The organism is Streptomyces sp. NPDC107575 (genome assembly GCF_055657265.1).
The window spans coordinates 270,057-293,638 of sequence record NZ_JBVKBG010000010.1; the positions used below are offsets into that span (position 1 = coordinate 270,057).

Below are 23,582 nucleotides of genomic sequence, written 5' to 3' on the forward strand. Positions count from 1 at the left end.
TTCATGCCCACCAGAGCTCCGCTCCGCCCACTCACGCGCGCTCGCGGCCCGCCCTGCCGCCGCGGCGACGTCCGCGAGCGCCCCTTCTCGGAGGTCGTGATGCCCTCACCAGACCTGAACAAGCTGGCCCCTGACACTCAGGTCCTCGTCAGTCCCATCTACCTCGCCGGCCCCGGTTCCCGCACGGCAGTCCTCGACGTGCTCGACCACGCACCCGGCTGGACCAAGGCCACCCCGTTCGACAACACCGACACGTACTACACCAGCCGGTGCCAGCGCGTTCGCATCGCCAACACCGCCAACAGCTACTTCGGCGGCTGGACCATCACATACGCGGAGGACCCGCTCGGCGTTCCGGACTGGATCACCACCTTCGATCGGGGAACGCCGCAAGAGATCGTGGCCGGCTTCGCGTCAACGCTCGTTGCGAGCCTGCCGAGCAACTTCCGCGACTACTTCAGCGACGGCCCGCACTACACCGGCGACAGCCACGAAGACGTTTTCCGCCGCCACGACTGGCAGCTCGTACGCGGCAGCCGCCCCTACTGGAACATCGCCCCGGACGGGCAGGCGGGAGTCCGTACTCGTAGCGGCTGGATTCACGAGTACGACGAGCTGCTGTCCCCGGCCAACTCCATGTGGAGGTTCTCCGCCGGCGCGGAACCACGCCTCACGCCCAGCTGGCGAGCTTTCCTCACCCGCACCACTCTCCCGCATCTGCGCGCGGCGGCCGCCAACGTCATCACCAGCAACAGCCCCGTCACCCGACGTGTCGGCGAGATCCCGGAACTCCACCGCCCACTCGTGAACGTCCAACTACCGGAAGCGGCGCCGACCACCCCTCTCAGCCAGGCCGCCGTGGAGGGAAGGTCCTCCGCACGGCAGCCCACAAGGGCAACGACGCCCGCGGCTCCAGCCCCCTACATGCTCGAGCACGGCCGATCCCGCCGCCACCGATAGCCCCCTCAGGACGCCACACCATGCCCCCACGCACACTCGACGGCGACTCCTCCGTGTCCCCGGTCTACCTGGCCGGCTCTACTCATACCGGCGACCCCGCCCTGCAGCCCCTACTCGACTGCGGCTTCATCCTCACCGGCGACGAACTGGGAAACGTCTACGTCAACTCACCGGATCAGCGCCTGCGGCTCGGATACATGCCAGAGGGAGCGGACTACACCCTCTGGAAGATCACCGCCCACCGACTCCCGTTCGCGGAGCCGGAGTGGATGGCAGCCTTCGATGCATCCACTCCCACCGAACTGGTCACCGCCTTCACCTCGACGCTCGCCGACCTCTACCAAGGCGACGCGAACGCCAGCCTCTTCACTCCAGGCCGCCCGCCCCAGGACGGCTGGCGCCCACTGGGAGACAGCGGCTGGCGGCACACCACTCACCAACACACCGCCTTCCTCACCGCTCCCGACGGGCTCGCCGGCCTCACCTACTCGGGCAGGCACCTCCCTCACCGGGACGAACTCAACGCCGAGCGCCAACGCTGGCTGCTGTGGGGCGGCCAGGACGGGTACCTGGACCGCTGGTACGCCACCTTCACTTCGAAGACGCCTACATCGCTCATCACAGCCACAACCACACGTCTGGCCAACCCGGCCCCCGTACCTCGCTATGAGCACGAAATCCCCCGCCGCAACCGCCCGCTGGCCCACATCCGTCCCCTACGGCCGAAGACACCAACCCCGTTGGACGTACAGCGTGCCGCCGCGGCCCGTGCCCGCTCCCGTGTCAGTGCAGCAGTTGAAGGTGCCCCTCAATCGCTTTCAGCCCGCCCCTGCTTCGCCTCTCTCCTCGACACGCCCTCGGTGTCGACGTCGGTCGCCGCGTCCGCACGCACACACCGGCTTAAGATCCGGTCGTGACGATCGAACTTCCGGATGACCTGATCAAGTTGCAGCGCGAGGCTGAGGACGAGGGCAAGAAGCTGGAGCACCTCGACGGCGACGAACTCGCGGCACAGCGCGAGCGCTGGTTCGACAAGGTGACCGAGGTTCAGGCCGCAGTCACCGCGTACGCCACGGAGAACGCCCACTCTCGATTCGACGTCGAGAAGCGACTCCGGCAGGTCACCCGGCACCCCTCTCAGCCGGGGGCGTAGCAGCCGCAACGGCCGACCTTCCCGCGCCGGCCGTGTCGTCGACGCCGGTCGGTGCCCTTTGTGTGCGGTGGCTACCAGTTCATGTGGCGGGGCATGCGGCACTTCCCGGCGGCGTCCATCGAGGGGCATTCGTCGTCGCCGAGTGCGATGGCGAGCACCGCGCACAGCGCCAGCACGATAAAGACGACCACCAGGCCGGTACGAGTGAGCAGGATCCGGCTGAGACGGGTGCCGGTGCGGCCGAGCCGCTTGTCGCGGGGCACCGCGGCCCGGCGCAGGTTCCAGACGCCGAAGGCGGCGACGGTGACGGCACCGAAGGCCGCCGATACCCAGCCGTCGTGGAACAGGCCCTGGGCGACGTAGGCAACCATGCCGCCGAAGATCAGCGCGTACATGATCCGGACGAGCACCTTATTGATCATCTTCGTCGGCCTTCTCCACGTACCGCTGGAGGGCCACGATCCCGGCGAAGCAGACTCCGAAGGTCAGCGGCTTGCACCAGGTCAGCCAGTGCAGTGGCACGAGTCCGCCGACGAGGACCGCGGCCATGACGGCGGCCGTCGCGACGATGAGGCGGCGCAGGAACTTACTCATCGGCGCTTCACCTCGTCGCGAAGGAGGCGGTCGAAGTGCGTCAGCCAGGCCCGGCGCAGATCGCGGCGCTTGCGGCGCTTGTTGCGGATCTCCCGGCACCAGGCGCTGACGCAGAAGACGCCGAGGGCCAGCCAGAACAAACGGGCCCATCCGTGGTACTCCACGACACCATTGCCGGTGCCCACGGCCGCCGAGACCACGACGAGGATCTCCCACTTGTCTTCGCGCAGGTTCACTTGCGCCTCCGGAACATGTAGACGAAGACGCCGACCGCGATAGCGGTCCCCATGATCATGACCACGAGCCCTTGGTCATGCGTTAGGTCGGGAGGGATGTACGTCCCCTTCACTTGCGCTCCAGTCGTCCCCCCGGACGTAGGTATGTCCGCAGGACGCTAGGCGGCGGACCGGGCGCGATGGAAATTGATCACGGGGTTTCGTTACGGGTCTCACACAGGGCTTATGCGGCCGGGGGCCACTCCCGCAGCGGCCACTCCCGGCCGTCGTCCCACTCGGTCAGGCGCAGCCGCGTACCCGCGTGCTCCTCGTGCTGCGCCTGGAGCCCGTCGAACTTCCGGTCGGCAGTGTCCGGGTCGTCCCACCAGCCGTCCAGGATTCGTACGTCGTCGCGGTCGAGGGCGACGTGATACCGGCCGGGCGGGGCGTAGGTCACAGGTCGCCGCCACAGTGCGGGCACATGCGTCGGCGGCGCCAGCCTCGCGTGCGAATGTCGACGCCGCGGGCGCGCATCTTCTTGAGCTGGAGACTGATCGTCGACGGGGTGACGCCGACCGCATCGGCCAGCTCGCGCACGCTCGGCTCGCCGTCGAGCTTCAGCATTAGCTCGCGGTGGGCCTGCTCGATGCCGGCCTGTCGGATGTCGGCGGGCTGCGAGTGGATGGTGCGGGACATCGTCACCCCCGGATGTCGGCGATCACTTTCCATTCATTAGGCCACGTGTTCGATTTTCTGGGCAACGTGGCTCGCCTCTCTGTGTTCATTACCCCAGGTAGGCGACGTGATCGGCACGCCCGTGCCGTCATGCCCTGACCATCGTTCACTCGGTCATGAAGAAGATCATCAGCGTCTCCGCTCTCGCCCTCGCCGCCGTCGGCATCGCAGCCCCGGCCCACGCCGACAACGACTCCAACTTCGGAGGCGGGGTCAACGCCACGAACGGCTGGAACTTCAGTGCCGCTGACGTCTGCCTTCAGGAAGTCGCCGTGGTCCCCGTCCTGGGGGACTACGTGAGTGACCACGTCAACAACTGCTCCAACGGCAACGTGATCGACCACAGCAAGTAGCGGGACCGGGGTCGGATGGATGGGACCGCGAGGTTCCCCAGCATGTAGATCGACATGCCACCCGTGACGTGCCGCCGCACCCTGGAGGCATGGTGAGCGCCCCGATCATCGTGCACCCTCCGCTCGGCACCGGCGGCCGACGCGTCACGGCGCGCGGGCAGATCCTCGGCCTCGCGCACTCCGACGCGGACGTGATCGAGTTCCTGCGCCGGTCCGGGCTCGAGGACGCGGAGCGGCTGCTCGATGACCCGTCGTGGGTGAAGTGGCGGGGCGGGCGCGCGCACCACTACGAGGCCGCCTAGACGACGGCTGCTCCTCGGAGGCAGCTATGAGCGACAACGGTGGATGGGGACGCTCCTGGGGTCAATCGCGCCCGCCCCGGGCCCCGAGGCCGCGTCGGAGACTGCCGGGGCCGTGGTGGCTGTGGACGCTCACGGGCGTGTTCTTCGTACTGTTCCTGATCATGGCTGGGGCGAAGACGCCTGACGATCCGGCGCCTGCACCCACGGTGACGGTCACCGAGCCGGGCCCCACGGTGACGGAAACCGAGGAGGAGACCGCGCCCGCCGCCACGGAGACGGTGACCGAGCCCGCAGAAGATGAGCCGACGGCGGACGAGACGACCGAGGAGCCCGAGCCAGAGGTCACGCCGACCTCATCGTCGGATGCCTACTACCCCAACTGCGATGCCGCCCGGGACGCGGGAGTCGCACCGCTATACAAAGGGGACCCCGGGTACAGCTCCGACCTCGACCGGGACGGCGATGGTGTGGCCTGTGAGCCGTACTACGGGCAGTGACCTTCGCCGGATGGCCCCGCCCTGAGAGGTTTCCGATCAGGTAGCGCGCGAGTTCGGGGGCTGGCTCGCGTCCGTCGCGTACGTCGGCGAGCAGCTCCATCAGCTCGTGCGCGTCGTCGAGTCGAGCACGGGAGCAGCGTGGCTGGCGGGTCTTCGGCGGTGGTGTCGTCGTCAGGGTCCCACGGGGTCGTGACGCGTGTGCGGCTCGCGAGGACACTCCGGTTTGCGGCTCGGTCTACTTGGTGTTGTCGACGAGGTGGCCGTGCTCTCGCCCGTACCTCTGCCACTCGGCGACCGCGGCGAGGATCTCCTCCTCGGTCGGAGGGCCGGTGTTCGTGCCAATGAGGCGGAACCGACCACATCGCGGCCCGAACCTCTCAAGGCAGACGGTTCGGGCTTCGCGATCCCCATGCGTCATGGTGAGCACCTTCTCCTGGGGTCCGAACGTTCAGGCTGCGCTCAGCTGGCGCCCGAGGTCAACGCCCTGGGGCAGTCCTGGCCAAGGACCGCCCTTGCTAGTGGGCGCGAGGCGGGCCGGGTTGGGGCGCGATCCGTCAGTCGCCAGGGGCTCTTCGCGCCCACCTGCACACGCGCTATTGAGTAACCCGAATCATCACGGTCAGCCGTGGCGAAGCCGGGGAAGGTTGGCTGTGGCCGATGTCCTCGTAACCCCACGACCGGTACAGGGCATGCACCTTCCCGTCCCCCGCCGCCTCGTTGACCATGAGCGTGACGTACGGCTCCTCCCGGCCGGCCAGGAGCTCGTCGTGGATGCGGCGTGCGACGCCCGTGCCGCGCCAGTCCGGACGTACGCCGATCTCCTTGAGGGCGATCGCGGGCTGCAACGTGTACTTCTCCCTGGGAGGCGGGCTGGTGCGCTGCCAATAGCGGTCGCCGTCCTCGATCCGGTTGCCGTAGGCGTACCCCACCGGGTGTTCATCCTCGTAGGCGAGCACGGCCTTGAAGCCCGGTTCGGTACCGTGTCGGTCGAGGCGCTCCCCGAAGGACGTGGCGGCGTAGTTCGGTAGGTGCAGGAGTGGGGCGCGTACTTCGGCGTACACGTCGAGCAGGTCGCCGCGGGCGGCGTCCAGGTCGGTGAATGTACGGAGTTCGATGGCGGGTGCCGAAGTCATGCGGTGGGCCTCCATGCGGCGGTGTGCTCGGTCCAGTTGTGTGCGCTGGTGCTGCCAGGCGCCGTGGCACGCAGGGCAGCGCTGAACTCTTGCAGCATGCGGGAAACCCTCGCGTGCTGGGTAGCCGCTTCAGCCGGCACACGCATCGCGGTGCGCGTGGCAGCCTCGGCATCGCCTTGCGCGAGTTGGGCGTGCGCCAAGCGGCTCGTCGCGATGGCGCGAGAGCGAAGCATGTGGGGCCGAAGGGCAGCCAAGCAGCGGTGTGCATGGAACTCGGCTGTGGCCCAGTCCCCGGCGGCCAGGTAGGCGCTCAGCGCGAGCGAGTGCAGTTCCGCTTCGTCGTAGAAGGCAGTGAGCCAGACGGGGCGGCGATCGTCGGAGGCACGCGTCATAGCCTCTTGAGCCTGGTCGAAGGTGCGTCGAAGGTTGCCGCGCTCGTGGGCCACTCCCTGGATGGCCATCTGCCGAGCGATGCCCAGCGAGGCGAACATCGGGTCTCGACGGTTGATGTGGAGGCTGCGTGCGACGTCGTTGGCCGCGCGGGCGTCTGCGGGGCGCCCAAGGTGCCGGTAGAGGCTGCCCGCGTGCGACCAGATGCGGAATTTGATCGCCTGGTCCCCCGACAGTTCGGCGAGCGTCTGCGCTTCGCGCATGTGGGTCATGGCGTCCTGGAAACGGCGGCCATCGATCGCCGCCCACATCGCCGAGGACCGGAAGGATGCGGCCGCAGCGTACAGGTTGGAGCGTACGCGCTGGGTGGCCGAGCCGGAGTTCTGCAGGTTCAGGGCTTCGTCGGCCATGCGTGCCGCGCGCTGCTCGATGTCGCGCTGTCCGCCCCGCTTGTGGTCGCTGGCGATGACGGCCGAGAACTTGTCCTGCAGTCCCTGGACGTCGCTCATGCCGATCCTGCGTGTGGAGCTGTTGCCTGGGGCGGCGGCGGCCAGGGCAGCCGAAAGTGTGCCGGCGACCAGGGTGCGACGGTGCATGGGGTCCTCGTCCTCCTGCCGTGGGGCCGCCGTGGACGAAGGCCGGCCCCGTGGCATGAACCCTAGTTCCATTGCGTCGCGTCCGGTGATGTCCTCCAACGCCTTGCGCGTAGCAGCATTGGGCCACTTGACCCGCCCGGACCGCCAGTCCCTGACTTGCCGTCCGTCGCATCGTCCATGCCGCCCAGTGAGGCGCTCCAGGGCCAGATTCACCACGTTGGCAAGGCTGTTGGCGCTGTAGCCGTGCTCGTCCATCCACGCCTCAAGGACCGTGTTGCGCGTGGTGTCCATGCCCGCACCGTAGCCCCGGCGCATACACGTCGTCAGGTAAATGGGGAGTCAAAAACCCCTAGGGTGCGCTTCTGGACGGCGATCCAGATCCCCTAACTCCGGAGGCCTGTAGGGGAGTTCTGTATGGGGCAAGGCGCGATGAGCCGCTTCTCGACGACCGCGCAACACTCTGACGAGCAGGAGCCCCCACATGACCTCCTCCCATGGCCGACCGGGCTACATCGCCACGGTCCGCAGCCGTCAGTCGCACTCCCACCTGCCGCCACGGGGCAACGGCACCAGGCGGGCCGGCTCCGGGCTGGTCTCCGACAACCGACGCAGTCGCGCCTCTGCGGCCGGTTGCTCCGGACCACTCGCCGCCACTGGAGAGGACGCCAATGATCACTGATATCTCCAGACTCGCCGTGGCCAACCCTGCGTACTCCCACCGCGCCTTCGAGGCCGCGTTCGTCCCCGACCCCGCGTTCGTCAGCTCCTGTCGACGGATCACGGCCGCCATGTTGCGCATGTGGGAGGTACCCGAACCTACGGTCGAGAACGCCGTCCTCATCGTGTCCGAGCTGGTCACGAACGCCATCGAGCACGGCGGAACTCAGACCGCGCTCCGAGTGCGTCTGTCGTCGAACGAGCTTCGCGTCGAGGTCAGCGACGGCAGCTCGACCCCGGCAGTGCTCCAAACACCCGCGGACAACGACGAATGCGGGCGCGGCCTCTACCTTGTCGCACTCCTCACCGATCGTTGGGGCACCAGTGACTGCGGCACGACCACCTGGTGCACGGTCCGCCTCCCGAGAGGGAGGACTTGATGACCACCGCCTTCACCACCTGGCCGGAGCATCCCCCACTCCCCTTGCGGGAGCCGGACTTACGGCGGGTCATCAACGCGCTGGCCCGCTCACTCGCGGACGACCGCATCAGCGACACGATCTACGACGCCCTCAACGAAGTCTTCGACGAGGCAACCGACCTCACCCCGGAACAACTACTGCGACTCGCCAACGCGTTGCGCAGCGCGGCCCGCCAGCTCATCCACATGGCCCCGTACCGCACGGAGTTCTGCCCCATCGCACAGATTGCACACCTGCGTGATCTGCACGACGAGCACCCGGCTCATCAGCACGCTCTCTCGTACGTTCGTCGCTTCGCCGTCGCGATCAGCGCGCTCCTCGACGAGTTCGAGGAGGACACATGAAGCACCAGCATGCCGTGTCGCATCGTGCACCCAAACGCTGTCCGACGACTGTCTCACGTCGAGTCTTTGTGCCCTCCACGTCCGTTCGCCTGTGCATCACGATCCTGCGCCCGAGCGCGTACAGGCGACGAGATGACGGTCCCGGCCCCGCTCGTCCCCGACTCCTGCCTGGCGGCCTGCCCCCTATCAGGCCGCCAGGCAGGCTCCAGTTTTCGATGCCTACAGCTTCCCCGGCTTCGGTCCTCTCCTGCCTCATCGCTGGGCCGTCCGCAGCCAGCGAACTCCACCACCGCTCCACGCGTACAGACTCCGCCCCTGATCTCCGGAGGTCTCCCCGTGCCCTTGCCCGTCGAGTTGCCCACCCCGACCGTCCCCGAAGGCCGCGCCGACCACACGGCGCTGCGCAACTTCGCAGCGCTGCGTGGGCAGTTGCGTGTGTCATTCACGCCGCACTGCAACGCCGCCTGCTGGTTCTGCCACAACGAGGGCGACGTTCCACCCCCGGAAACCCGCCGCGACCGCGCACACAAGCCCCGCGCGAGGCAGTTCGACGCCGACGCATTTGTGCAGACGATCACCAGCCTCATGACGTCCGACCTCAAGCGCGTGTACTTCACCGGCGGCGAGCCCCTGACCTCCCGCTGGGCACGCCCTGTCCTGGAAGCGCTTCCGGCACCGGCTGCGGACGCGTCGTACACGCTCATCACGAACGGGCTGCTGGTCCGCCGCAATCAGGCATGGCTCTCCCAGACCCCGCTCGACAAGGTGAAGGTGTCGCTCCACTACTTCTCCGACGAGTCCCTCATGGAGATCGCACAGGTGCCACAGGGCATCAGCCTCGTCCTCGACGGGATCGAGGCCGCCCGCGAGGCCCTGCCGCGCGTCGAACTGAACTGCCTGATCCAGCAACAGAATCAGCACGAGGTCCGCGCGATCCTCGACTACGCGCTCGAGCGCCGGATGCCGGTCCAGTTCATCGAACTCGTCGACACCGACTACAACCAGCCGGGCTCGTCCGCCGCCGTCTCCGCCGACGGCATCATCAGCTACCTGCGCACCCTCACCAGCGACGAGCACATCGAGATCGCCGGAGTCGGGCAGGGGCGCCGCGTGTTCCGTGTCGACGGGATCGAGATCGACGTCATCCACCGCGACCTCGGCCGCCACCACGTCGGCCAATGCGGCACCTGCCCGGTGCGCTCCCAGTGCATCGAAGGGTTCTGGGCATTGCGCGTCGACCACGGCGGCGGGCTCCAGCCGTGCCTCCTGCGCGACGACCTGCGCATGGACCTGCGCCCCCACCTCGACGACCCGCGAACTCTGTCCGACGCCGTGGCCCGCCATGTCACCGCATTCACGGAGGGAACCCTGTGAACCAGCCCCTGCCCGTGGCCTACCAGCCTCGGACCTACGAGTACGACGGCCCCGACCAGCCGTTCATCGTCCTGGAGGGCGTCTCCGGGATCGGCAAGTCCACCCTGGCCACACGCCTCACCCACAAGCTCCAGGCAACCGGTCTACACACCCTGCCCCGGCCACACAACGACTGGTCGAAGGACATCAGCACCCGGCTGGCGCCCTTGCCGCAGCTCTGCTTCTACCTGTCCGGTCTCCTGCACGCGTCCGACCGCGTGCGTTCCTCTCTCAAGGTCAGCCCGGTCATAGCCGACCGCTACGCGTCCTCGGTGCTTGCCTGCCACGCCGCCGTTCACAACATCAGCATCGAGCAGGTCCGCGAGCTCGCCGCCCCGTTCCTGCCCTACCTGATCCAGCCCACCCACACCTTCTACCTGCACTGCTCGGAGGAGACACTGCGCGCCCGCATGCGCACCAAGCGGGACGTGAAGCAGGACGACACCGACCTGTTCCAAGTGCCGGGCCGGCTCAAGCAGTTGCTGTTCAACTTCGAGGCCGCCGCCAAGGAAGACCCGAGCGCGGTGTGGATCTCCACCGAGGGCAAGACGCCCGACCAGCTCGTCCACGAGATCGTGCAATCCCTGGAGAGAGTCCGTGCTTAACCCCATCGACGCCGCGGCCGTCCTGCGCGACGGCCGCGCCGCCGGCCACCACCCGTCCCAGATCCACCACGGGGTTGCCTGGTGGCTCGGCGCCTGCCTGGTCGTCACGCAAAAGGCCGCCCGGGTGGCCCTCGCCCACGACGGCAACGGCCTCAGCTCCGAGTACGCCGCACGGTTCATCCGCGGCGCGACCAACGCCCAGCACTACCGGTGCCACGTCACCCTGTTCGTCGCACCGACCGGCCGGGACGAACTGCTCCAGCAGGCACAGGAGATGGGCGGCATGCCCTCTGCCCACATCACCACCAGTACCGCCGACGAGGTCGCGATCGCGATGTTCGACACCGAGGGCAAACCCCTCACCGAAGAGTCGGGCCTGGCCGCCATCCGGGACCTGATCGAACACGACCGCGTCCCGATCCCCGTCAACGACAGCAGCCGGGGCACCTACCGGATCCGAGGAGAGGCAGAAAGCGCATGACCATCGACGCCGCCAAGGTCATCAACTCAGGCGTGCCGATCCTGTTCGTGACCCTGGACTCGCTGCGCTACGACGTCGCCGCCGCCGCGCTCGAAGAAGGCCGCACGCCACACCTCGCCCAGCTCCTGCCCGGCGGGACGTGGGAGCGCCGCTGGACACCCGGCACCTTCACCCTGCCCGCACACATCGCGTTCTTCTCCGGCTTCCTGCCCAAGCCGCCCACCCCCGAGCAGCCACCACGGCTGTGGGAGTGCAGGCCACCCGCATTCAAGACGGTGAACCCGCGCACGTTCATGTTCGACGCACCCAACCTGCTGAGCGGCCTCAACGCCCACGGATACCGGACCGTATGCGTCGGCGGCGTCACCTACTTCTCCCGCGAAACACCGCTCGGCAGCGTGCTGCCCGACATGTTCGACGAAGACCACTGGCGGCCCGAGTTCTGCTCCCCGGACCCGGACTCCACCCGACACCAGGTCGACCACGCGCTCACCGTCGCGAAGACACACACCGCGCCGCTGTATCTGTTCATGAACGTCTCCGCCACGCACGTCCCCCACGGCCACTATCTGGGCCACAGCACGGACACGGTCGCCTCCCAGAGAGCCGCCCTCGCCTACGCCGACGCACACCTCGGCCGCCTCATCACACACCTCACCGCAGACGAACCGTGGCTGATCATCCTGTGCGCCGACCACGGCGACGCGTTCGGAGAAGACGGCTTCCACGGACGCGGCATAGCCCACCCCGTCGTCACCACCGTGCCTTACGCCGCCTGGCTGGCATGACCGCTACGCTCTCGCTCCATGAGCGAAGCACCCACGCGTGACGCCTCCGTAGTCGTAGCGATCGACGACGAGAACAAGGTCGCGATCCTCAGTGCCGACTTCCCGAAGCATGGGGGCGAATTCCTGTTCTTGCCTGGCGGCCGACGTGAAGCAGGCGAGAACGCGGCAGCATGCGCGCGGCGCGAACTCAAAGAGGAGGCGGGCGTCACCGCCGCGTCCTGGGCCCACCTGGGTAGCTACGCCATGACGCTCGCCTCAACCGCCAGGATTGATCTGTTCCTGGCGAGCGGCCTATCTCTGGGGCCGAGGGAACTCACCGACAATGAGCAGGACTTCAAGCTGGACTGGTGGCCCCTTGACGCAACTCTCGCCGCCGCCGAGCAGGGTCGCTTCCTGCTCCCCGCGGGGCCACTAGCCCTGCTGCTCGCCGCCCGTGTCGTTGCTTGACCTCCGACCTGAAACTCACTCATGCGTGATGACTAGGGCTCTCCTCGGCCTCGCTCAGACCCGCACCGGGCTGAATCACGACGTGTTCCCCAGGCGACACCACACCACGCTCGAAGAGGCCCTGCGCGCCTGAGCACGACCACAGGCCATCAGCCGCAGCAACGACGACTGACACGAACAAGGCAAACTAGTCCGGGCGCGCGTCGACGTGCGATCCGCGGCCCGTAGTGGTGTGAGAAGTCAGCCCGGCGACGGCTCGGTCGATGGCCTGCCGTTGCCAACAGCCAGTCTCGCAGGTGATCTCCAGCAGCTCAGGGCCCCGCGGACAGGTGTTCCTGTCGCGCGCCGGAGCATTGCCTATGGCCAGTTCCACGCGAAAGCGGTCATGCTCGAGGAACTTCCGTCCTTATGTCAGCGGCTCGAGGTGCTTGCCCTGAGTCACCGCGATTTCCGTCCAGGGTCGATGCTTACGCAGCCTCGCCCTCCTGCTCTGCCTCGACTCGTGCGTTCCACTCCTTTTTGGAACCCTGCCAGCCGTCCTCGCTGTGGCCGAGACGCCAATAGCCGGAGATCGACAGGTACTCACGCGGTATGGCGTGCTCCACCCGCAACAGCCGGCGCAGTTCTTTCACGAAGCCGGCCTCACCGTGCACAAAGGCATGAACTCGACCTTGGGGGAACTCGAGCGCACGTACGGCTTCCACCAACGCCTGCCCGACAGGCCGACCCCTGCGGTGCAGCCAGACCACCTCCGCATCGCCTCCGATCCGCTGCTCCTCCTCGAGACCGGATACCTCCACCAACGCGTGCACGGTGGCACCGGCGGGCAACGCCTCCACAGAGCGGGCGATCGCCGGCAGCGCACTCTCGTCCCCGACGAGGAGGTGCCAGTCGGCACTCACGTCAGGGGCGTAGGCACCACCGGGCCCCATGAAGTGCACTGTGTCGCCTGGCTCAGCGCGCAACGACCAGGGGCCGGCGAGCCCTTCATCACCGTGCAGCACAAAGTCCAGCGTCAGTTCCCGCTGCTCCGGGTTCCAAGCACGCACGGTGTAGGTGCGCGCGACCGGCCACTGCTCACGGGGGAACTGCTGGCGGATCCGCTCCACTTCAAACGGCTCGGGATAGACGGCGCCGCCGGCCGGGAACAGGAGTTTCACATAGTGATCCGTGCAGGGGCCCACCGAGAAGTCCGCGAGTCCCTCGCCGCCGAGCACCAACGGCCGGTTCCTCTACGTCAACAACCGCGGTGAGGACACGCTCGCCTGGTTCCACATCAGCAGCAGCGGCGGACTCACGCGCATCGGAGACGTGAAGCTCGCTGCTTCGCTCCACCCAGGGGTGGCTGCCCGCAGCTTCGCCCTCGCTCCGTCGGGCGACTTCCTCCTGCTGGCCGACCGGCCCGCCAACCTGGTTCGGTCGTACAAGCTGAGCGCTCATGACGGATCGCTCACCCCTCTGGCCGAAGCGCCTGTGGCGCAAGCGAGGTTCGTGGCCTTCGCGCAGTTGCCCGCCTGAACCTGCGAAGCGGGATGAACGTGTGGCGGGGGTCCAAGAGCAAGCTGCTCTTGGACCCCCGCCACACGTGTTGACCGACGCAGCCAGCGGCTTTCCGGCAGGGCCCCTCAGACCGTCTCCTCCGCGGTCTCGGCGATCCGCAGGTTCGCAAGTCGTTCGTACACGCGGCTCAGCGCCTGGTTGCCGTTCGACTCCTCGCCGTGGGCCATGGCCTCGACGTACATGTCGAGCACGCCGGAGGCGGCCGGCAGCGGGACGTTGTTGGCCTGGGCCGCTTCGAGGCCGAGGCGCAGGTCCTTGACCTGGAGGGCGATGCGGAATCCCGCGCTGTCGTCGCCGGCGATCATCTGCGGGCCCAGGTTCTCCAGGACCCAACTGGACGTGGCTCCGCCGAGCAGGGCCTCGCGGAGCTTGTCGAGGTCGACGCCGAGGGCCCGGCCGAGGGTGAACGCCTCGCACACCGCCTGGATGTTGATGGCGACGCCGACCTGGTTGCAGACCTTGGTCGCCTGGCCGGTGCCGATCGGGCCCATCCGCGTCACGCGGGCGGCCATCGCGTCGAGGACGTCGGCGACCTGGTCGAGGTGTTCATCGCTGCCGCCGGCCATGACCGAGAGGGCGCCTTCCCGGGCTCCCTTCACTCCCCCGCTCACCGGTGCGTCGATGTACCCGATGCCGGCGGCCAGGCTGGCCTCGCCCAACGCCCGGGTGGTCACAGGGGAGATGCTGCTCATGTCGATGTGGACGGTGCCGGGGCGGCAGTTGGCGAGCGTCCCGTCAGCGCCGTGCACGACCGCCTCGACGTGGGGCGTGTTGGGGAGCATCGACACGACGACATCGGCACGGCCAAGGAGTTCGCGCACGTCGTCGGTGACGGTAAGGCCGTCGGCGCGTGCTTGGTCGCGGGCCTTGTCGAGGACGTCATACGCCTCGACGTGCAGTCCTGCGCGGGCGATGTTGCGGGCCATGGGGGTGCCCATGACGCCCAGGCCGAGGAAGGCGATACAGCGGTCGGTGGTCATGCGTTCTCCTGCGTGGTGGTGCGGTCCGCGGCCTCGCGGGCCGCGAAGTCTTCGGCGTCGACGTCGACGTGGGTCGGGTCCCAGCGGATGAGCAGCAGCGCCAGCAGGCCGATGAGTGGGGCGGCGGCGAGCACGAAGAGCGCGTTGAGGCCGAGGGCGGCGGTCAGAATGGGCCAGACGACGAGCCCGACGGTACCGCCGAGACGGTTGCCGACCTGAATGAAGCCGACTCCGGCACCGCGGATCGACGTCGGGTACGACATGGTCGCCATGACCACGCTCTGGGTGCCGGGACCGGCGGCGTGTCCGAAGATGAAGGCGCCGAGGCAGACGCAGGCCGCCGCAATGGCGCCGGGGAACAGTCCGCGGCCGAGCACACCGACAAGCACCATGGACGCCGTGGTGATCACGAAGCCGATGATGGCGAGCTTGCGCACGCCGATGCGTGGTGCGGCCGTGACGGCGATGATTCCGCCTGCGACGCCGAAGATCGCGTTGAACACCAGCGGGCCGACGATCCCGGTCACGACGGACTCACCGAGCACCTGCTCGACCACGATGCCGATCGAGAAGCCGACCGCGTAGTACTCGAGGCCCTGACAGAAGTTGATGATCAGCGAGAGGACGGTGCGCGGCCGGTACCGCTTGGTCCACAGGACGTTGAAGGCGTGGCGGGCCGGGACGGCGGTCTTCTCCACGCGCAGGACGGCGTCGGGTGCGACCTCCACGTCGGCGCCGTACGCCTTGCGGAGCACCTCGGCGACGCGGTGCAGGTCCGCGTTCTGGGCGAGCCAACTCGCGGATTCCGTGAGGTACTTGCGACGCAGGACGAGCACGATGGCAGCCGGAACCACGCCGAGGCCGACGACCCACCGCCACAGCGAGGAGATGTCCGCGTCGATGGCGCCGTAGAAGAAGTAGCCGGCGAGCAGCAGCAGCCAGGTGGAACCGACGGCGACGTACCAGACGGGGGCGTACATGTTCAGGGCTCCGCCCTTGCGGCGGCTGTCCGAGTACTCGGCGATGAAGCTCAGCGCGACGGGGTAGTCGACGCCGACCGCGAATCCCATGAGGAAGCGTGCGATGACGAAGACCCACGGGTTCGGCGCGACGGCGCACAGCAGGGTCGCCACGATGAGCATGATCAGGTCGGCGGTGAACACCTTCTCCCGCCCGATCCGGTCCATGAGCACGCCGCCGGACAGCGACCCGGCCAGGGCGCCGACGAGGATGACACCGGAGACGAGGCCCAGTTCGAGCGGTGTGAAGGAGAACTGCTCCTGGACGTAGGTGAGTCCGAAGGCGATCGAGGTGAAGTCGAAGGCATCCATGAAGATGCCGGCGAGCGCGATGATGACGATGAACCGCGAATTGCCGCGGCTGATGACACCGTCGTTGATGAGGCGTTGAACGTCCGAGGGGTGGCGGAGAACTATCTTCTTCGACATGCCCTGCCCTGGTGTGTGCGGGTGGCTGGTGACGTGTTCCGTGTCTTTCGGGGGCGTGGAGCGGCTGTGTTCGCTCAGACCAGGGCGGTGAGTTCCCGGGCGCCGTTGATCTCCATCTGACGGAGCTTGTCGACGCGCCGCCGGGTGTCCTCGTCGTCGTCGAAGCGTGCGTCGAGGAAGGCGGCGAGGGTCTCGCGGGCGGTCGCGGGACCGATCAGCCAGGCGCCGAGGCACAGGGCGTTGATGTCGTCGTGCTCGACGCCCTGGTGCGCGGAGTACACGTCGTGTCCCATGCCTGCGCGAATCCCCGGGATCTTGTTCGCGGCGATGAGGGCGCCGACCCCGGTACCGCACACGAGGACGGCCCGGTCGGCTTCACCGCGGCGCACCGCGTCGCAAGTGGAGAAGGTGATATCGGGGAAGTCGACGGGGGTTTCGTCCTGGACGCCGTAGTCCTGGATCTCGTGGCCCAGACTGACGAGGATGTCCACGACCGCGGGCTTCAGACCGAGGCCGGCGTGGTCGTTCCCGAGGGCGATACGCATGGTGGTTCCTTTGCTGCTTTGCATGTGCTGAGTACGGAGATGGGTTGCGCGGGGGCGCGCCTGAGGCTGTGGCCGTGCCGGTGCGTTGAAGGCCGACGCTCAACGGATGCCTCGCTCCCCTGGCACCTGGAGCGGTTCGTCAGGGGGCGACGGGCGAGAGCGGGTCGGCAGAGCCTGCCCGCGTGTTCTGCGGGCCAGTCGACGAGCCGCGGCGGGCGGCCGGGGCATCCGGCTGCGCGATGCCGCGAGAATTGGGCGCCGCCCGCCCGGGGGCGAGTGGATTGCGCGCGGGGGTGGAACGGGGTTCGTACAGACGATGGGACAGTCCGGCCGATGGGGCCTCCGGGTTCAGGGTGCGCGGGCGCGGGAGGCTAGGCCTTGGGGGCGCGGTCGACGAAGGTGGTGGGTACTCGCCGGCCGGTCGCTGTGCGCCCGGCGATGAGATCAACGACGCCGCGTACGCCCAGCCGTCCGATCTCGGCGGCGTCCTGGCGGACGGCGCTGATGGACGGTGAGGCGAACTCGAACCAGTCGAGGTCGTCGATGGACACCACCTCGATGCGGGCAGCCTCTTCGGCGCCGAGCCGCTCGCGCAGCGCGCGCACGGCGCCGAGCGTGGTCAGGCCGTTCACACCGAAGAGGGCCGTGAAGGCAACGCCGCGGTCGAGGATGCGGTTCATGGCCTTGGCCGCGCCCTCGGCGAGGAAGTCACCGGCGTCGAGGAGTTCGTCGTCGGTGCTGATGCCGTGCCGCTCGCGACCGGCGAGGTACGCGGCACGCCGCTCGGCGCCGGTGGAGATGTCGTCCGGGCCCCCGATGAAGGCGACATCCCGGTGCCCGCGCCGCTGCAGCCAGTCCAGCACCTGCCCGACACCCTGGGCGTTGTCCGTCCCGTACATCGGGGCGTCGACGCCTTCGATGGTGCGGTTGAGAAAGACGAGCGGAAGACCGGAGGCAACGGTGGCCGCGAGCTGCGGGGTCACCGTGCTCTGCGGCGCGAACAGCAGTCCGTCGATGCGCTGCGAGGCGAAGGTCTGCAGGTAGGCGTCGGCCTGGTCGGCATCCTCGTTGGCGTTGGCCAGCAGCACGGTGTAGCCGTGCAGGCGCGCCTCCTGCTCGGCGGCGTGGGCCAGTTCGGAGAAGAACGGGTTGCGGATGTCCGAGACCAGCAGCCCCAGCACGTCGGTGCGGGCACGCCGCAGCGCACGGGCGGGCCCATTCGCCACGTACCCCAACTCGGCAGCAGCCTCGAGGACCTTGCGCCGGGACTCGGCCGACGTCTGGCTGCTGCCGCTGAGTACCCGCGACGCGGTCCCCAGCGCGACCCCGGCCCGCGCCGCGACATCCTTGATCGTGGCCATCCGCCGCGCCACCTCCTCGTGAATCATGGAACTCATGGAATCCGTGGAAACGTTTCCATAAGCCGAATGATTTTACGATCGCACACTGCCCAGGTCAGAGGCAAGAGTTCCACGCAAACTCGAATCGCTCCGCGCCCGGAAACGGGCGCGGAGCGATTCACGTAGGAGCTAGCCGCGTGCCGCCCCCAACCGAGGTGCGCATGCTCTGACTCTGCTTTGGGGCTCGACTGTCTGCGTGTCTGACAGCACTGGGCGTCGGTATGTGGCAGTTTCAGACTTTCGTCGGCATGCGTTAGGCAGGGAGGAGCGGGGATGGGGCCCAGTGCTGACCGCTGATGTGTGTGGGCCGCGGGAGGCGGAGCCTGTCGTGCTGGCCGCTGTGCCCGAGTTCATGGCACGGGAGCTGGCGGTGGTGGTCGACCGGATGGGGCCGCGGTCGGCCGTGGCAACCTCGGGTGAGCGGGCCTTGCGGCTGTTGTACGAGCGGCGCCCGGATCTGGTTCTGATTGATGTGCGACTGGCCGGTGAGGCGGGATCCGGTGACCCGGGCCGCACATCCGATGGCCTGTCGGCGTGGCAGTTGCTCCCCCGTGTCCGGGACCTGTCGGACGTGCCGGTGATCATTACGGATAGTGATTTCCACACGGCCCGTGCGGTCCAGGCCTACTGCCTCGCCGCGGACCTGTATCACACCTGGCCGGTGGCAACGGATGTGGCGATCCTGTTGATGCGGGCCACGGTGCGGCGCGTACGCACGCTGCAAAGGCCCGATGGGCCTTCGGACGACTGGGCGGCGATCGATACCGCCACCTGCCATGTTGCGGTTGCAGGACGGCCGGTGGAGCTGACGCGGCTGGAGGTCGATCTCTTGGCCGCCTTCGTCCATTCTCCGCGGCTCGTCCTGACCCCGCGCCAGTTGTTGGTGCTGGCCTGGGCGGAGACCGCTCAGGAGGACACGGCTCGGGTGAAGCATGCGGTGAGCCGACTGCGCCGGAAGATCGAGCGGGCCACGGGCGCACCCGCGCCCATCGAGGCCGTGCGCGGGGTCGGCTACCGGTACCTGCCGCCGCGTTAGAACATCGATCCTACGGACGCGGCCTCCGGCATGGACGCCGCGTCCGTAGAGTGCAGGGCCCGGTCACAGCCCGCCTGCACCTCGTCGGGTCAGCGCCACTGCCGGGGGACGATCCGGGCGACGGCCGTGCCCACCGCGATCAGTGCGAATGCGGCGAGCACCAGCCACAGGGCCTGCACTCCCGTAGCGGCCAGGAGTCCGCCGGAGGCGGCGGCCCCCGAGCCTGCGCCGGATATGGCGTTGTCGTACATGGCGGTTTCCTTCCATCAAAAGGGGAATCGGGGCTACCAGGTCCTCTTGCGGTGCAGCAGCGCGTCCGCGTAGGCCTTGCCGTGGCAGGCCTGGAGGAAGAGGTCGAGGAGGAGTTCGTACATGGTGGCGGCCGCGGCCATCCGCAGTCCGCCGCGCAGCCGGAGGGTCACCACTCGTTCGACGATGAAGATGCCGGTGACGGCCAGCCAGAACAGCTGGAGGTGGAACGTTCCGGCGGCCAGCGCCCACACGATGGTCGCGAGGTAGAGGGCGGTGACCACGACGCCGGCGAAGGTCAGCAGCTGCCGGCCCCAGTAGCGCCAGGTGATGCGGGTCAGGCCGTACTGGAAGCAGTTCTCCACGGCGCCGCGCTTCCAGCGCAGCCGCTGCTGCCACAGGGCCCGCCAACCGGGAACGACCTCGGTGACCAGGGTGCAGTCCTGCGGCGAGATGACTCGGTAGCCCAGGTGCCGTATGGCGAAGGTGAGTTCGTTGTCCTCGGTCAGCACCGTGGTGTCGTACACGCCACCGGCCCCGTCCCCGGCCGGCAGCGTGCCGGCGAGGCGGGCGCGGGCGAGTTCACGCAGCACCCGCACGGGGAAGACGGCGGCCGTGCCCGTCAGGACCAGGCACCGGCCCTTCAGACGGGCCACGTCCCGGGCGTAGCGGGCGTATTCGTTGCGCTGGAGGTGGCCGACGAAGCCGCCCCCGGGCCCGCCCCGGAACACGCCGCCGACGCCCCCGTAACCCGCGGCGAGGTGGGTTAGGGCGCTGGTCGTGAAGTCGGGGTCCAGCACGCAGTCCGCGTCGGTGACCAGCACGGCGTCGTCGTCCGACAGCGTCGGCAGAAGCGCGGTCAGGGCCTGGTTGAGGGCGCCGGCCTTCTTGTACCGGTTGCCGATGGTGGGGAAGACCTCGGCGCCTGTCCGTGTGGCGATGGGCCCGGTGGCATCGGTGCAGTTGTCGGTGACGACCACGATCCGGTCCGGCTGCCGTGTCTGGCGCAGCAGGCCCATCACCGCGTTGACGATGTGCTCCTGCTCGTTGTGAGCGGGAACGAGTGCCAGCAGTTTCATTGCGTTGCGTCCCTGTCGGAGGGGCATGACGCAATCGACAGTCAAACCCGCACGTCGCAGGACGGAAGCACGACGGTCGCACAACGGTAGCCACCGGCCTCCGTGGCCTACTCGGGACGATGTGCCCGGGCCCACGGTCCCTCACCGGCAGGACCCAGGACCCGTCCAGCAGTGTTCTGGCTCAAAACGGCGCGCCCCGGCGATACACCACACGCGTCAGTCGAAGGCCGTCGGCTCCGGGCCTCACCACGAGCCGGGCCCCCAAGTGTCGGACGGACGTTCACCGGAAACTACGCCTCTGCGCACGATCCGTTACGAGGGTTGCCCCATGGAGCACGGCCAGTGCGGATGCGGCCTCGATCAGGCGCGCCGCGCGCTGCCCGTACGACGGCTCCGCACTCTCCTGATGGGGGGCCGCGTGCGCCGCGCTCCTGACCAGATTCCTCACGACTGTCATTGGCTGACTTCCGCCCCTGTAGCCGCGGTTGCCATCCTCATCGGTGGGCAACCGGACAGAACGGCGTCTCGCCGGTGCTGTAGTCGGCGGGCGTTTGGTTGGTGAGGGAGTGCAGTGCCCCTTTCTGCGCTCCCGCTCGCGCTCCGTCCTGGCGCGATCAGGCGGACGCGGTTCGAGGACGGAGGGCCGGAGCTGCACCGTCGGCGGCGCAGCTCCGGTCGCCTCTCCGGTGGTATCCGGACCGACAGCGGCTCCACCGGGAATCGCGAGCGAACGTCGGCACAGGCGCGTCTCGTCTCTCCTCATGCCGCACGCGTCGCGCGCTCCGTCCTGGCGGGCGAGAGCACGCGGGGGGCTGCTCTCGCGTGCCATGAACGGAGAGCGGCGTCGCTGATCAGCGATCCCGCTCCGGCTGTCGTGACCCCCGTGCTCCAGGTCCGGGAGCGTCAAGGGTGGCAGGCCCAGCAAGATTGCACCTTGGGACACTGGGCGCACGCCCTCAACATTCCGATGACGGGCACCTCCCAAGCCCGACGGCGCATGCGGTTCAGACCAGCACGCGGCGGTGCCGGTCTCCCCCGGGACGCACGAATCGGCCATGCCGTCCTGGCGAGCGCACGTCTCACCACCATGCAGCATCACGCTCTGCAGGTTCTTCCCTCAGGCGCGGTCTTCGAAGGCCGACGCCCTGGCCACCCCACCCGGCGAGGCGGCCGGCCACCTAACCGGTTCGGTCCTCGGCGGCCGTCGGGTCCCACAACCCGGCGGCCGTACCGCGCGCGACGTGTTCGGAATACACGTCGACCTTCCTCGCGATGATGGAACGGCATTCCTCAAGGGCGCGGATCTGGTCCTCGACCCGGTGTTGGTGGGCGTCGAGGAGCCGCAGCCGTTCCGGCTCGTTGCCCGGGCCCTGCCGCACCAGTTCGGCGAAACGCTTCAGTTCGGAGAGCGGCATGCCGGACTCCCGCAGCCGGACACAGATCCCCAACCAGTCGACGTCGGTGGGGCTGTAGCGCCGGCGGCCGCCCGCAGTGCGGTGGACCGGACCGACCAGCAGGCCCTCGCGCTCGTAGAAGCGCAGAGCGTGGACGCTCAGACCGGTGCGGTCGGCAACCTCGCCGATGCCGAGCGAATCCGTGAGCGGTCCGATCGTCGCCATGCCGGTCACTCTAGGGCTTGATCTAGACCTTCCTCTAGCTCGTAGCTTCCTGGCATGAGCACTCAGACCGCTGCCGCGCAGCACCCGATCAACTCCCCCTTCTCCGCGGCGTCCACCGCCGAGGAAGTCATGTCCGGGGTCGACCTCTGGGGCAGGACAGCTGTCGTCACCGGCGGCTACTCCGGCCTCGGCCTGGAGACCACCCGGGCCCTGGTGGCCGCCGGGGCCCGGGTCATCGTCCCGGCGCGCCGGCCCGAATCCGCCCGGGAGGCGCTCGCCGGGCTGCGCGGCGCCCCCTGCGAGATCGTCCCCATGGACCTCACCGACCTCGGCAGCGTCCGTGCCGCCGCCGCGCACATCCGGGAGTCGGTCGACCGGATCGGCCTCCTCCTGGCTGTCGCCGGGGTGATGGCCACCCCGGAGCGGCGCGTCGGGCCCGGCTGGGAGTACCAGCTGGCCACCAATCACTTCGGGCACTTCGCCTTGGTGAGCGAGCTGTACCCGCTCCTGCGCGACGCGCAGGGTGCGCGCGTCGTCGTCTACAGCTCCGGCGGCCACGGCATCACCGACTTCCGCTGGCACGACCCGCACTTCCGTACCGGTTACGACCGCTGGCAGGCGTACGGCCAGGCCAAGACCGCCAACGTCCTGTTCGCCGTCCACCTGGACGCCCTCGGCCGCGGCGACGGCATCCAGGCGTTCGCCCTCCACCCAGGAAGCATCATCACCGGCCTTCAGCGGGAACTGACGCACCGTGAGCAGGTGGAGCTGGGCTGGGTGGACCAGCACGGCACCGTGATCGGCGAAGGCTTCAAGAGCCCTTCGCAGGGCGCCGCCACCGGCCTGTGGGCAGCAACCTCCCCGCTCCTGGCCGGACGCGGCGCGCTCTACCTGGAGGACTGCGAGGTGGCGCGAAGCACCGACGAGGACGGGCCGATGGACGACGGCTGGGTCCGCGGATACGCCGTCGACCGGGCCTCGGCCGCACGCCTGTGGGATCTCTCCGTCGCGGCCACGGGGGCCGGGCCGATCGGCTGACCCGTGCTTGATGGACGCCGTGCAGCTCGTGGACGGGGCCCCGGAGTCAGTCGTCGGGAGGCGTTGAACTCCACCGCTCCATCGCAGCCTGGCGCCCAACTCCACGAGATCGCAGCCTTCTTAGCGCAGGTCGAGCAGCATCACGTCATGGAGGTCCGCTCCGTCACCCCAGGGCCGCGTCTCACCGACCTTGCGGTATCCCCACGCCCGGTAAGCGGCCGACGCCGCCTTGCTCGCCGGGTGCACGTTCAGCAGCACACGCTCGGCTCCGATGCCGGCGAGCAACGTCGTGTGCAGACGCCGTGAGACACCCTGTCCGCGCCAGGGCCCGCGCACAGCGAGTTCCATGAGACCGAAGGTGCGGTGCCCGTCCTCGCGCCGCATGGCGTCGGGCACGGGCTCGGTCAGTTCGTCCCACCACACCGTGTCGTGCCCGAGCGCAAAGCCGTACGCCATGCCGATCGGTTCGCCGTCCTCGGCACG

At 68.6% G+C, this 23,582-nt stretch carries 32 protein-coding genes; 16 read left to right on the forward strand and 16 right to left on the reverse strand.

What is annotated here, in order from left to right:
• The first annotated feature begins 3 nt into the window (after positions 1-3).
• Genes ACZ7L4_RS38780 through ACZ7L4_RS38790 form a run of 3 tightly spaced genes read left to right on the forward strand, consistent with a single transcriptional unit; the run spans position 4 to position 2,113 of the window.
• Positions 4-960: a DUF317 domain-containing protein gene (locus ACZ7L4_RS38780; RefSeq protein WP_472109757.1), complete on the forward strand. Its 957-nt coding sequence runs from the start codon at positions 4-6 to the stop codon at positions 958-960.
• A 20-nt stretch (positions 961-980) separates the two neighbouring features.
• Positions 981-1,877 (forward strand): SPDY domain-containing protein, encoded by an 897-nt coding sequence (locus tag ACZ7L4_RS38785; protein ID WP_472109758.1) that lies wholly within the window; start codon positions 981-983, stop codon positions 1,875-1,877.
• A complete protein-coding gene (locus ACZ7L4_RS38790; RefSeq protein ID WP_472109759.1) occupies positions 1,874-2,113 on the forward strand; it encodes a hypothetical protein in 240 nt (79 codons plus the stop codon). Before ACZ7L4_RS38785 ends, ACZ7L4_RS38790 begins: the two co-directional genes overlap by 4 nt.
• Positions 2,114-2,184: 71 nt before the next feature.
• Here ACZ7L4_RS38790 and ACZ7L4_RS38795 read toward each other — a convergent pair whose 3' ends face one another.
• From ACZ7L4_RS38795 to ACZ7L4_RS38815, 5 genes are all read right to left on the reverse strand, one after another.
• A complete protein-coding gene (locus ACZ7L4_RS38795) occupies positions 2,185-2,535 on the reverse strand; it encodes a hypothetical protein (protein ID WP_472109760.1) in 351 nt (116 codons plus the stop codon).
• Positions 2,525-2,707, reverse strand: coding sequence for a hypothetical protein (locus tag ACZ7L4_RS38800; RefSeq protein ID WP_472109761.1), 183 nt, complete (start codon positions 2,705-2,707; stop codon positions 2,525-2,527). The genes ACZ7L4_RS38795 and ACZ7L4_RS38800 overlap by 11 nt, the downstream gene beginning before the upstream one ends.
• On the reverse strand, positions 2,704-2,943 hold the full coding sequence (locus ACZ7L4_RS38805; RefSeq protein ID WP_472109762.1) for a hypothetical protein: 240 nt from the start codon (positions 2,941-2,943) through the stop codon (positions 2,704-2,706). The genes ACZ7L4_RS38800 and ACZ7L4_RS38805 overlap by 4 nt, the downstream gene beginning before the upstream one ends.
• Positions 2,944-3,166: 223 nt before the next feature.
• Positions 3,167-3,379 carry a hypothetical protein gene (locus ACZ7L4_RS38810; protein WP_472109763.1) on the reverse strand — a complete coding sequence of 71 codons (213 nt, stop codon included), beginning with the start codon at positions 3,377-3,379 and terminating at the stop codon, positions 3,167-3,169.
• On the reverse strand, positions 3,376-3,618 hold the full coding sequence (locus ACZ7L4_RS38815; protein WP_472109764.1) for a helix-turn-helix domain-containing protein: 243 nt from the start codon (positions 3,616-3,618) through the stop codon (positions 3,376-3,378). The genes ACZ7L4_RS38810 and ACZ7L4_RS38815 overlap by 4 nt, the downstream gene beginning before the upstream one ends.
• A 155-nt stretch (positions 3,619-3,773) precedes the next feature.
• On the opposite strand from ACZ7L4_RS38815, the gene ACZ7L4_RS38820 reads away from it, so the two are divergent.
• The 3 genes from ACZ7L4_RS38820 to ACZ7L4_RS38830 all read left to right on the forward strand — a co-directional run bounded on the left by ACZ7L4_RS38820 (position 3,774) and on the right by ACZ7L4_RS38830 (position 4,809).
• A complete protein-coding gene (locus ACZ7L4_RS38820) occupies positions 3,774-4,010 on the forward strand; it encodes a hypothetical protein (RefSeq protein WP_472109765.1) in 237 nt (78 codons plus the stop codon).
• Positions 4,011-4,099: 89 nt separating this feature from the next.
• Positions 4,100-4,312 carry a hypothetical protein gene (locus tag ACZ7L4_RS38825; RefSeq protein ID WP_472109766.1) on the forward strand — a complete coding sequence of 71 codons (213 nt, stop codon included), beginning with the start codon at positions 4,100-4,102 and terminating at the stop codon, positions 4,310-4,312.
• Between the two features lie 137 nt (positions 4,313-4,449).
• Positions 4,450-4,809, forward strand: coding sequence for an excalibur calcium-binding domain-containing protein (locus tag ACZ7L4_RS38830; protein ID WP_472109767.1), 360 nt, complete (start codon positions 4,450-4,452; stop codon positions 4,807-4,809).
• Positions 4,810-5,402: 593 nt separating this feature from the next.
• Here ACZ7L4_RS38830 and ACZ7L4_RS38835 read toward each other — a convergent pair.
• Positions 5,403-5,942 carry a GNAT family N-acetyltransferase gene (locus ACZ7L4_RS38835; RefSeq protein ID WP_472109768.1) on the reverse strand — a complete coding sequence of 180 codons (540 nt, stop codon included), beginning with the start codon at positions 5,940-5,942 and terminating at the stop codon, positions 5,403-5,405.
• The gene (locus ACZ7L4_RS38840; RefSeq protein WP_472109769.1) at positions 5,939-7,219 is read right to left on the reverse strand and encodes an XRE family transcriptional regulator; all 1,281 of its coding nucleotides are present in this window, start codon (positions 7,217-7,219) and stop codon (positions 5,939-5,941) included. Before ACZ7L4_RS38840 ends, ACZ7L4_RS38835 begins: the two co-directional genes overlap by 4 nt.
• A gap of 377 nt (positions 7,220-7,596) precedes the next feature.
• On the opposite strand from ACZ7L4_RS38840, the gene ACZ7L4_RS38845 reads away from it, so the two are divergent.
• The 7 genes from ACZ7L4_RS38845 to ACZ7L4_RS38875 all read left to right on the forward strand — a co-directional run bounded on the left by ACZ7L4_RS38845 (position 7,597) and on the right by ACZ7L4_RS38875 (position 12,145).
• Positions 7,597-8,025, forward strand: coding sequence for an ATP-binding protein (locus ACZ7L4_RS38845; RefSeq protein ID WP_472109770.1), 429 nt, complete (start codon positions 7,597-7,599; stop codon positions 8,023-8,025).
• Positions 8,025-8,411, forward strand: coding sequence for a hypothetical protein (locus tag ACZ7L4_RS38850; RefSeq protein WP_472109771.1), 387 nt, complete (start codon positions 8,025-8,027; stop codon positions 8,409-8,411). Before ACZ7L4_RS38845 ends, ACZ7L4_RS38850 begins: the two co-directional genes overlap by 1 nt.
• A 336-nt stretch (positions 8,412-8,747) precedes the next feature.
• The gene (locus tag ACZ7L4_RS38855) at positions 8,748-9,785 is read left to right on the forward strand and encodes a radical SAM protein (protein WP_472109772.1); all 1,038 of its coding nucleotides are present in this window, start codon (positions 8,748-8,750) and stop codon (positions 9,783-9,785) included.
• Positions 9,782-10,429 (forward strand): dTMP kinase, encoded by a 648-nt coding sequence (locus tag ACZ7L4_RS38860; RefSeq protein WP_472109773.1) that lies wholly within the window; start codon positions 9,782-9,784, stop codon positions 10,427-10,429. Before ACZ7L4_RS38855 ends, ACZ7L4_RS38860 begins: the two co-directional genes overlap by 4 nt.
• Positions 10,422-10,910: a hypothetical protein gene (locus ACZ7L4_RS38865; RefSeq protein ID WP_472109774.1), complete on the forward strand. Its 489-nt coding sequence runs from the start codon at positions 10,422-10,424 to the stop codon at positions 10,908-10,910. Before ACZ7L4_RS38860 ends, ACZ7L4_RS38865 begins: the two co-directional genes overlap by 8 nt.
• Complete coding sequence (locus ACZ7L4_RS38870) at positions 10,907-11,698, forward strand: STM4013/SEN3800 family hydrolase (RefSeq protein ID WP_472109775.1); 792 nt, start codon at positions 10,907-10,909, stop codon at positions 11,696-11,698. The genes ACZ7L4_RS38865 and ACZ7L4_RS38870 overlap by 4 nt, the downstream gene beginning before the upstream one ends.
• An 18-nt stretch (positions 11,699-11,716) precedes the next feature.
• Positions 11,717-12,145, forward strand: coding sequence for an NUDIX hydrolase (locus ACZ7L4_RS38875; protein WP_472109776.1), 429 nt, complete (start codon positions 11,717-11,719; stop codon positions 12,143-12,145).
• A gap of 467 nt (positions 12,146-12,612) precedes the next feature.
• Here the strand turns inward: ACZ7L4_RS38875 and ACZ7L4_RS38880 are convergent, their stop codons facing one another.
• Entirely contained in the window at positions 12,613-13,365 is a 753-nt protein-coding gene (locus ACZ7L4_RS38880; protein ID WP_472109777.1) for a siderophore-interacting protein, read from the reverse strand.
• Here ACZ7L4_RS38880 and ACZ7L4_RS38885 point away from each other — a divergent pair.
• Complete coding sequence (locus ACZ7L4_RS38885) at positions 13,316-13,663, forward strand: beta-propeller fold lactonase family protein (protein ID WP_472109778.1); 348 nt, start codon at positions 13,316-13,318, stop codon at positions 13,661-13,663. The two genes, ACZ7L4_RS38880 and ACZ7L4_RS38885, sit on opposite strands and share 50 nt — an antisense overlap.
• 107 nt (positions 13,664-13,770) lie before the next feature.
• On the opposite strand, the gene ACZ7L4_RS38890 is transcribed toward ACZ7L4_RS38885, so the two are convergent.
• From ACZ7L4_RS38890 to ACZ7L4_RS38905, 4 genes are all read right to left on the reverse strand, one after another.
• Positions 13,771-14,685 carry an NAD(P)-dependent oxidoreductase gene (locus ACZ7L4_RS38890; protein WP_472109779.1) on the reverse strand — a complete coding sequence of 305 codons (915 nt, stop codon included), beginning with the start codon at positions 14,683-14,685 and terminating at the stop codon, positions 13,771-13,773.
• Entirely contained in the window at positions 14,682-16,133 is a 1,452-nt protein-coding gene (locus tag ACZ7L4_RS38895) for an MFS transporter (protein WP_472109780.1), read from the reverse strand. Before ACZ7L4_RS38895 ends, ACZ7L4_RS38890 begins: the two co-directional genes overlap by 4 nt.
• Before the next feature lie 74 nt (positions 16,134-16,207).
• Positions 16,208-16,678, reverse strand: coding sequence for an RpiB/LacA/LacB family sugar-phosphate isomerase (locus tag ACZ7L4_RS38900; RefSeq protein WP_472109781.1), 471 nt, complete (start codon positions 16,676-16,678; stop codon positions 16,208-16,210).
• 371 nt (positions 16,679-17,049) lie between these two features.
• Positions 17,050-18,066 carry a LacI family DNA-binding transcriptional regulator gene (locus ACZ7L4_RS38905; RefSeq protein WP_472109782.1) on the reverse strand — a complete coding sequence of 339 codons (1,017 nt, stop codon included), beginning with the start codon at positions 18,064-18,066 and terminating at the stop codon, positions 17,050-17,052.
• A gap of 340 nt (positions 18,067-18,406) precedes the next feature.
• On the opposite strand from ACZ7L4_RS38905, the gene ACZ7L4_RS38910 reads away from it, so the two are divergent.
• Positions 18,407-19,114, forward strand: a complete 708-nt coding sequence (locus ACZ7L4_RS38910; protein ID WP_472109783.1) for a response regulator transcription factor — start codon at positions 18,407-18,409, stop codon at positions 19,112-19,114.
• An 89-nt stretch (positions 19,115-19,203) separates the two neighbouring features.
• Here the strand turns inward: ACZ7L4_RS38910 and ACZ7L4_RS38915 are convergent, their stop codons facing one another.
• The 3 genes from ACZ7L4_RS38915 to ACZ7L4_RS38925 form a co-directional block, all read right to left on the reverse strand.
• Complete coding sequence (locus ACZ7L4_RS38915) at positions 19,204-19,365, reverse strand: hypothetical protein (protein ID WP_472109784.1); 162 nt, start codon at positions 19,363-19,365, stop codon at positions 19,204-19,206.
• A gap of 33 nt (positions 19,366-19,398) precedes the next feature.
• A complete protein-coding gene (locus ACZ7L4_RS38920) occupies positions 19,399-20,442 on the reverse strand; it encodes a glycosyltransferase family 2 protein (RefSeq protein ID WP_472109785.1) in 1,044 nt (347 codons plus the stop codon).
• Positions 20,443-21,620: 1,178 nt separating this feature from the next.
• Entirely contained in the window at positions 21,621-22,061 is a 441-nt protein-coding gene (locus ACZ7L4_RS38925; RefSeq protein WP_472109786.1) for a MerR family transcriptional regulator, read from the reverse strand.
• Between the two features lie 54 nt (positions 22,062-22,115).
• Between ACZ7L4_RS38925 and ACZ7L4_RS38930 the strand changes: the two genes are divergently transcribed.
• Complete coding sequence (locus ACZ7L4_RS38930) at positions 22,116-23,099, forward strand: SDR family NAD(P)-dependent oxidoreductase (protein WP_472109787.1); 984 nt, start codon at positions 22,116-22,118, stop codon at positions 23,097-23,099.
• Between the two features lie 120 nt (positions 23,100-23,219).
• Here the strand turns inward: ACZ7L4_RS38930 and ACZ7L4_RS38935 are convergent.
• A partial coding sequence (locus ACZ7L4_RS38935) for a GNAT family N-acetyltransferase (protein WP_472109788.1) occupies positions 23,220-23,582 on the reverse strand: 363 nt, incomplete at its 5' end.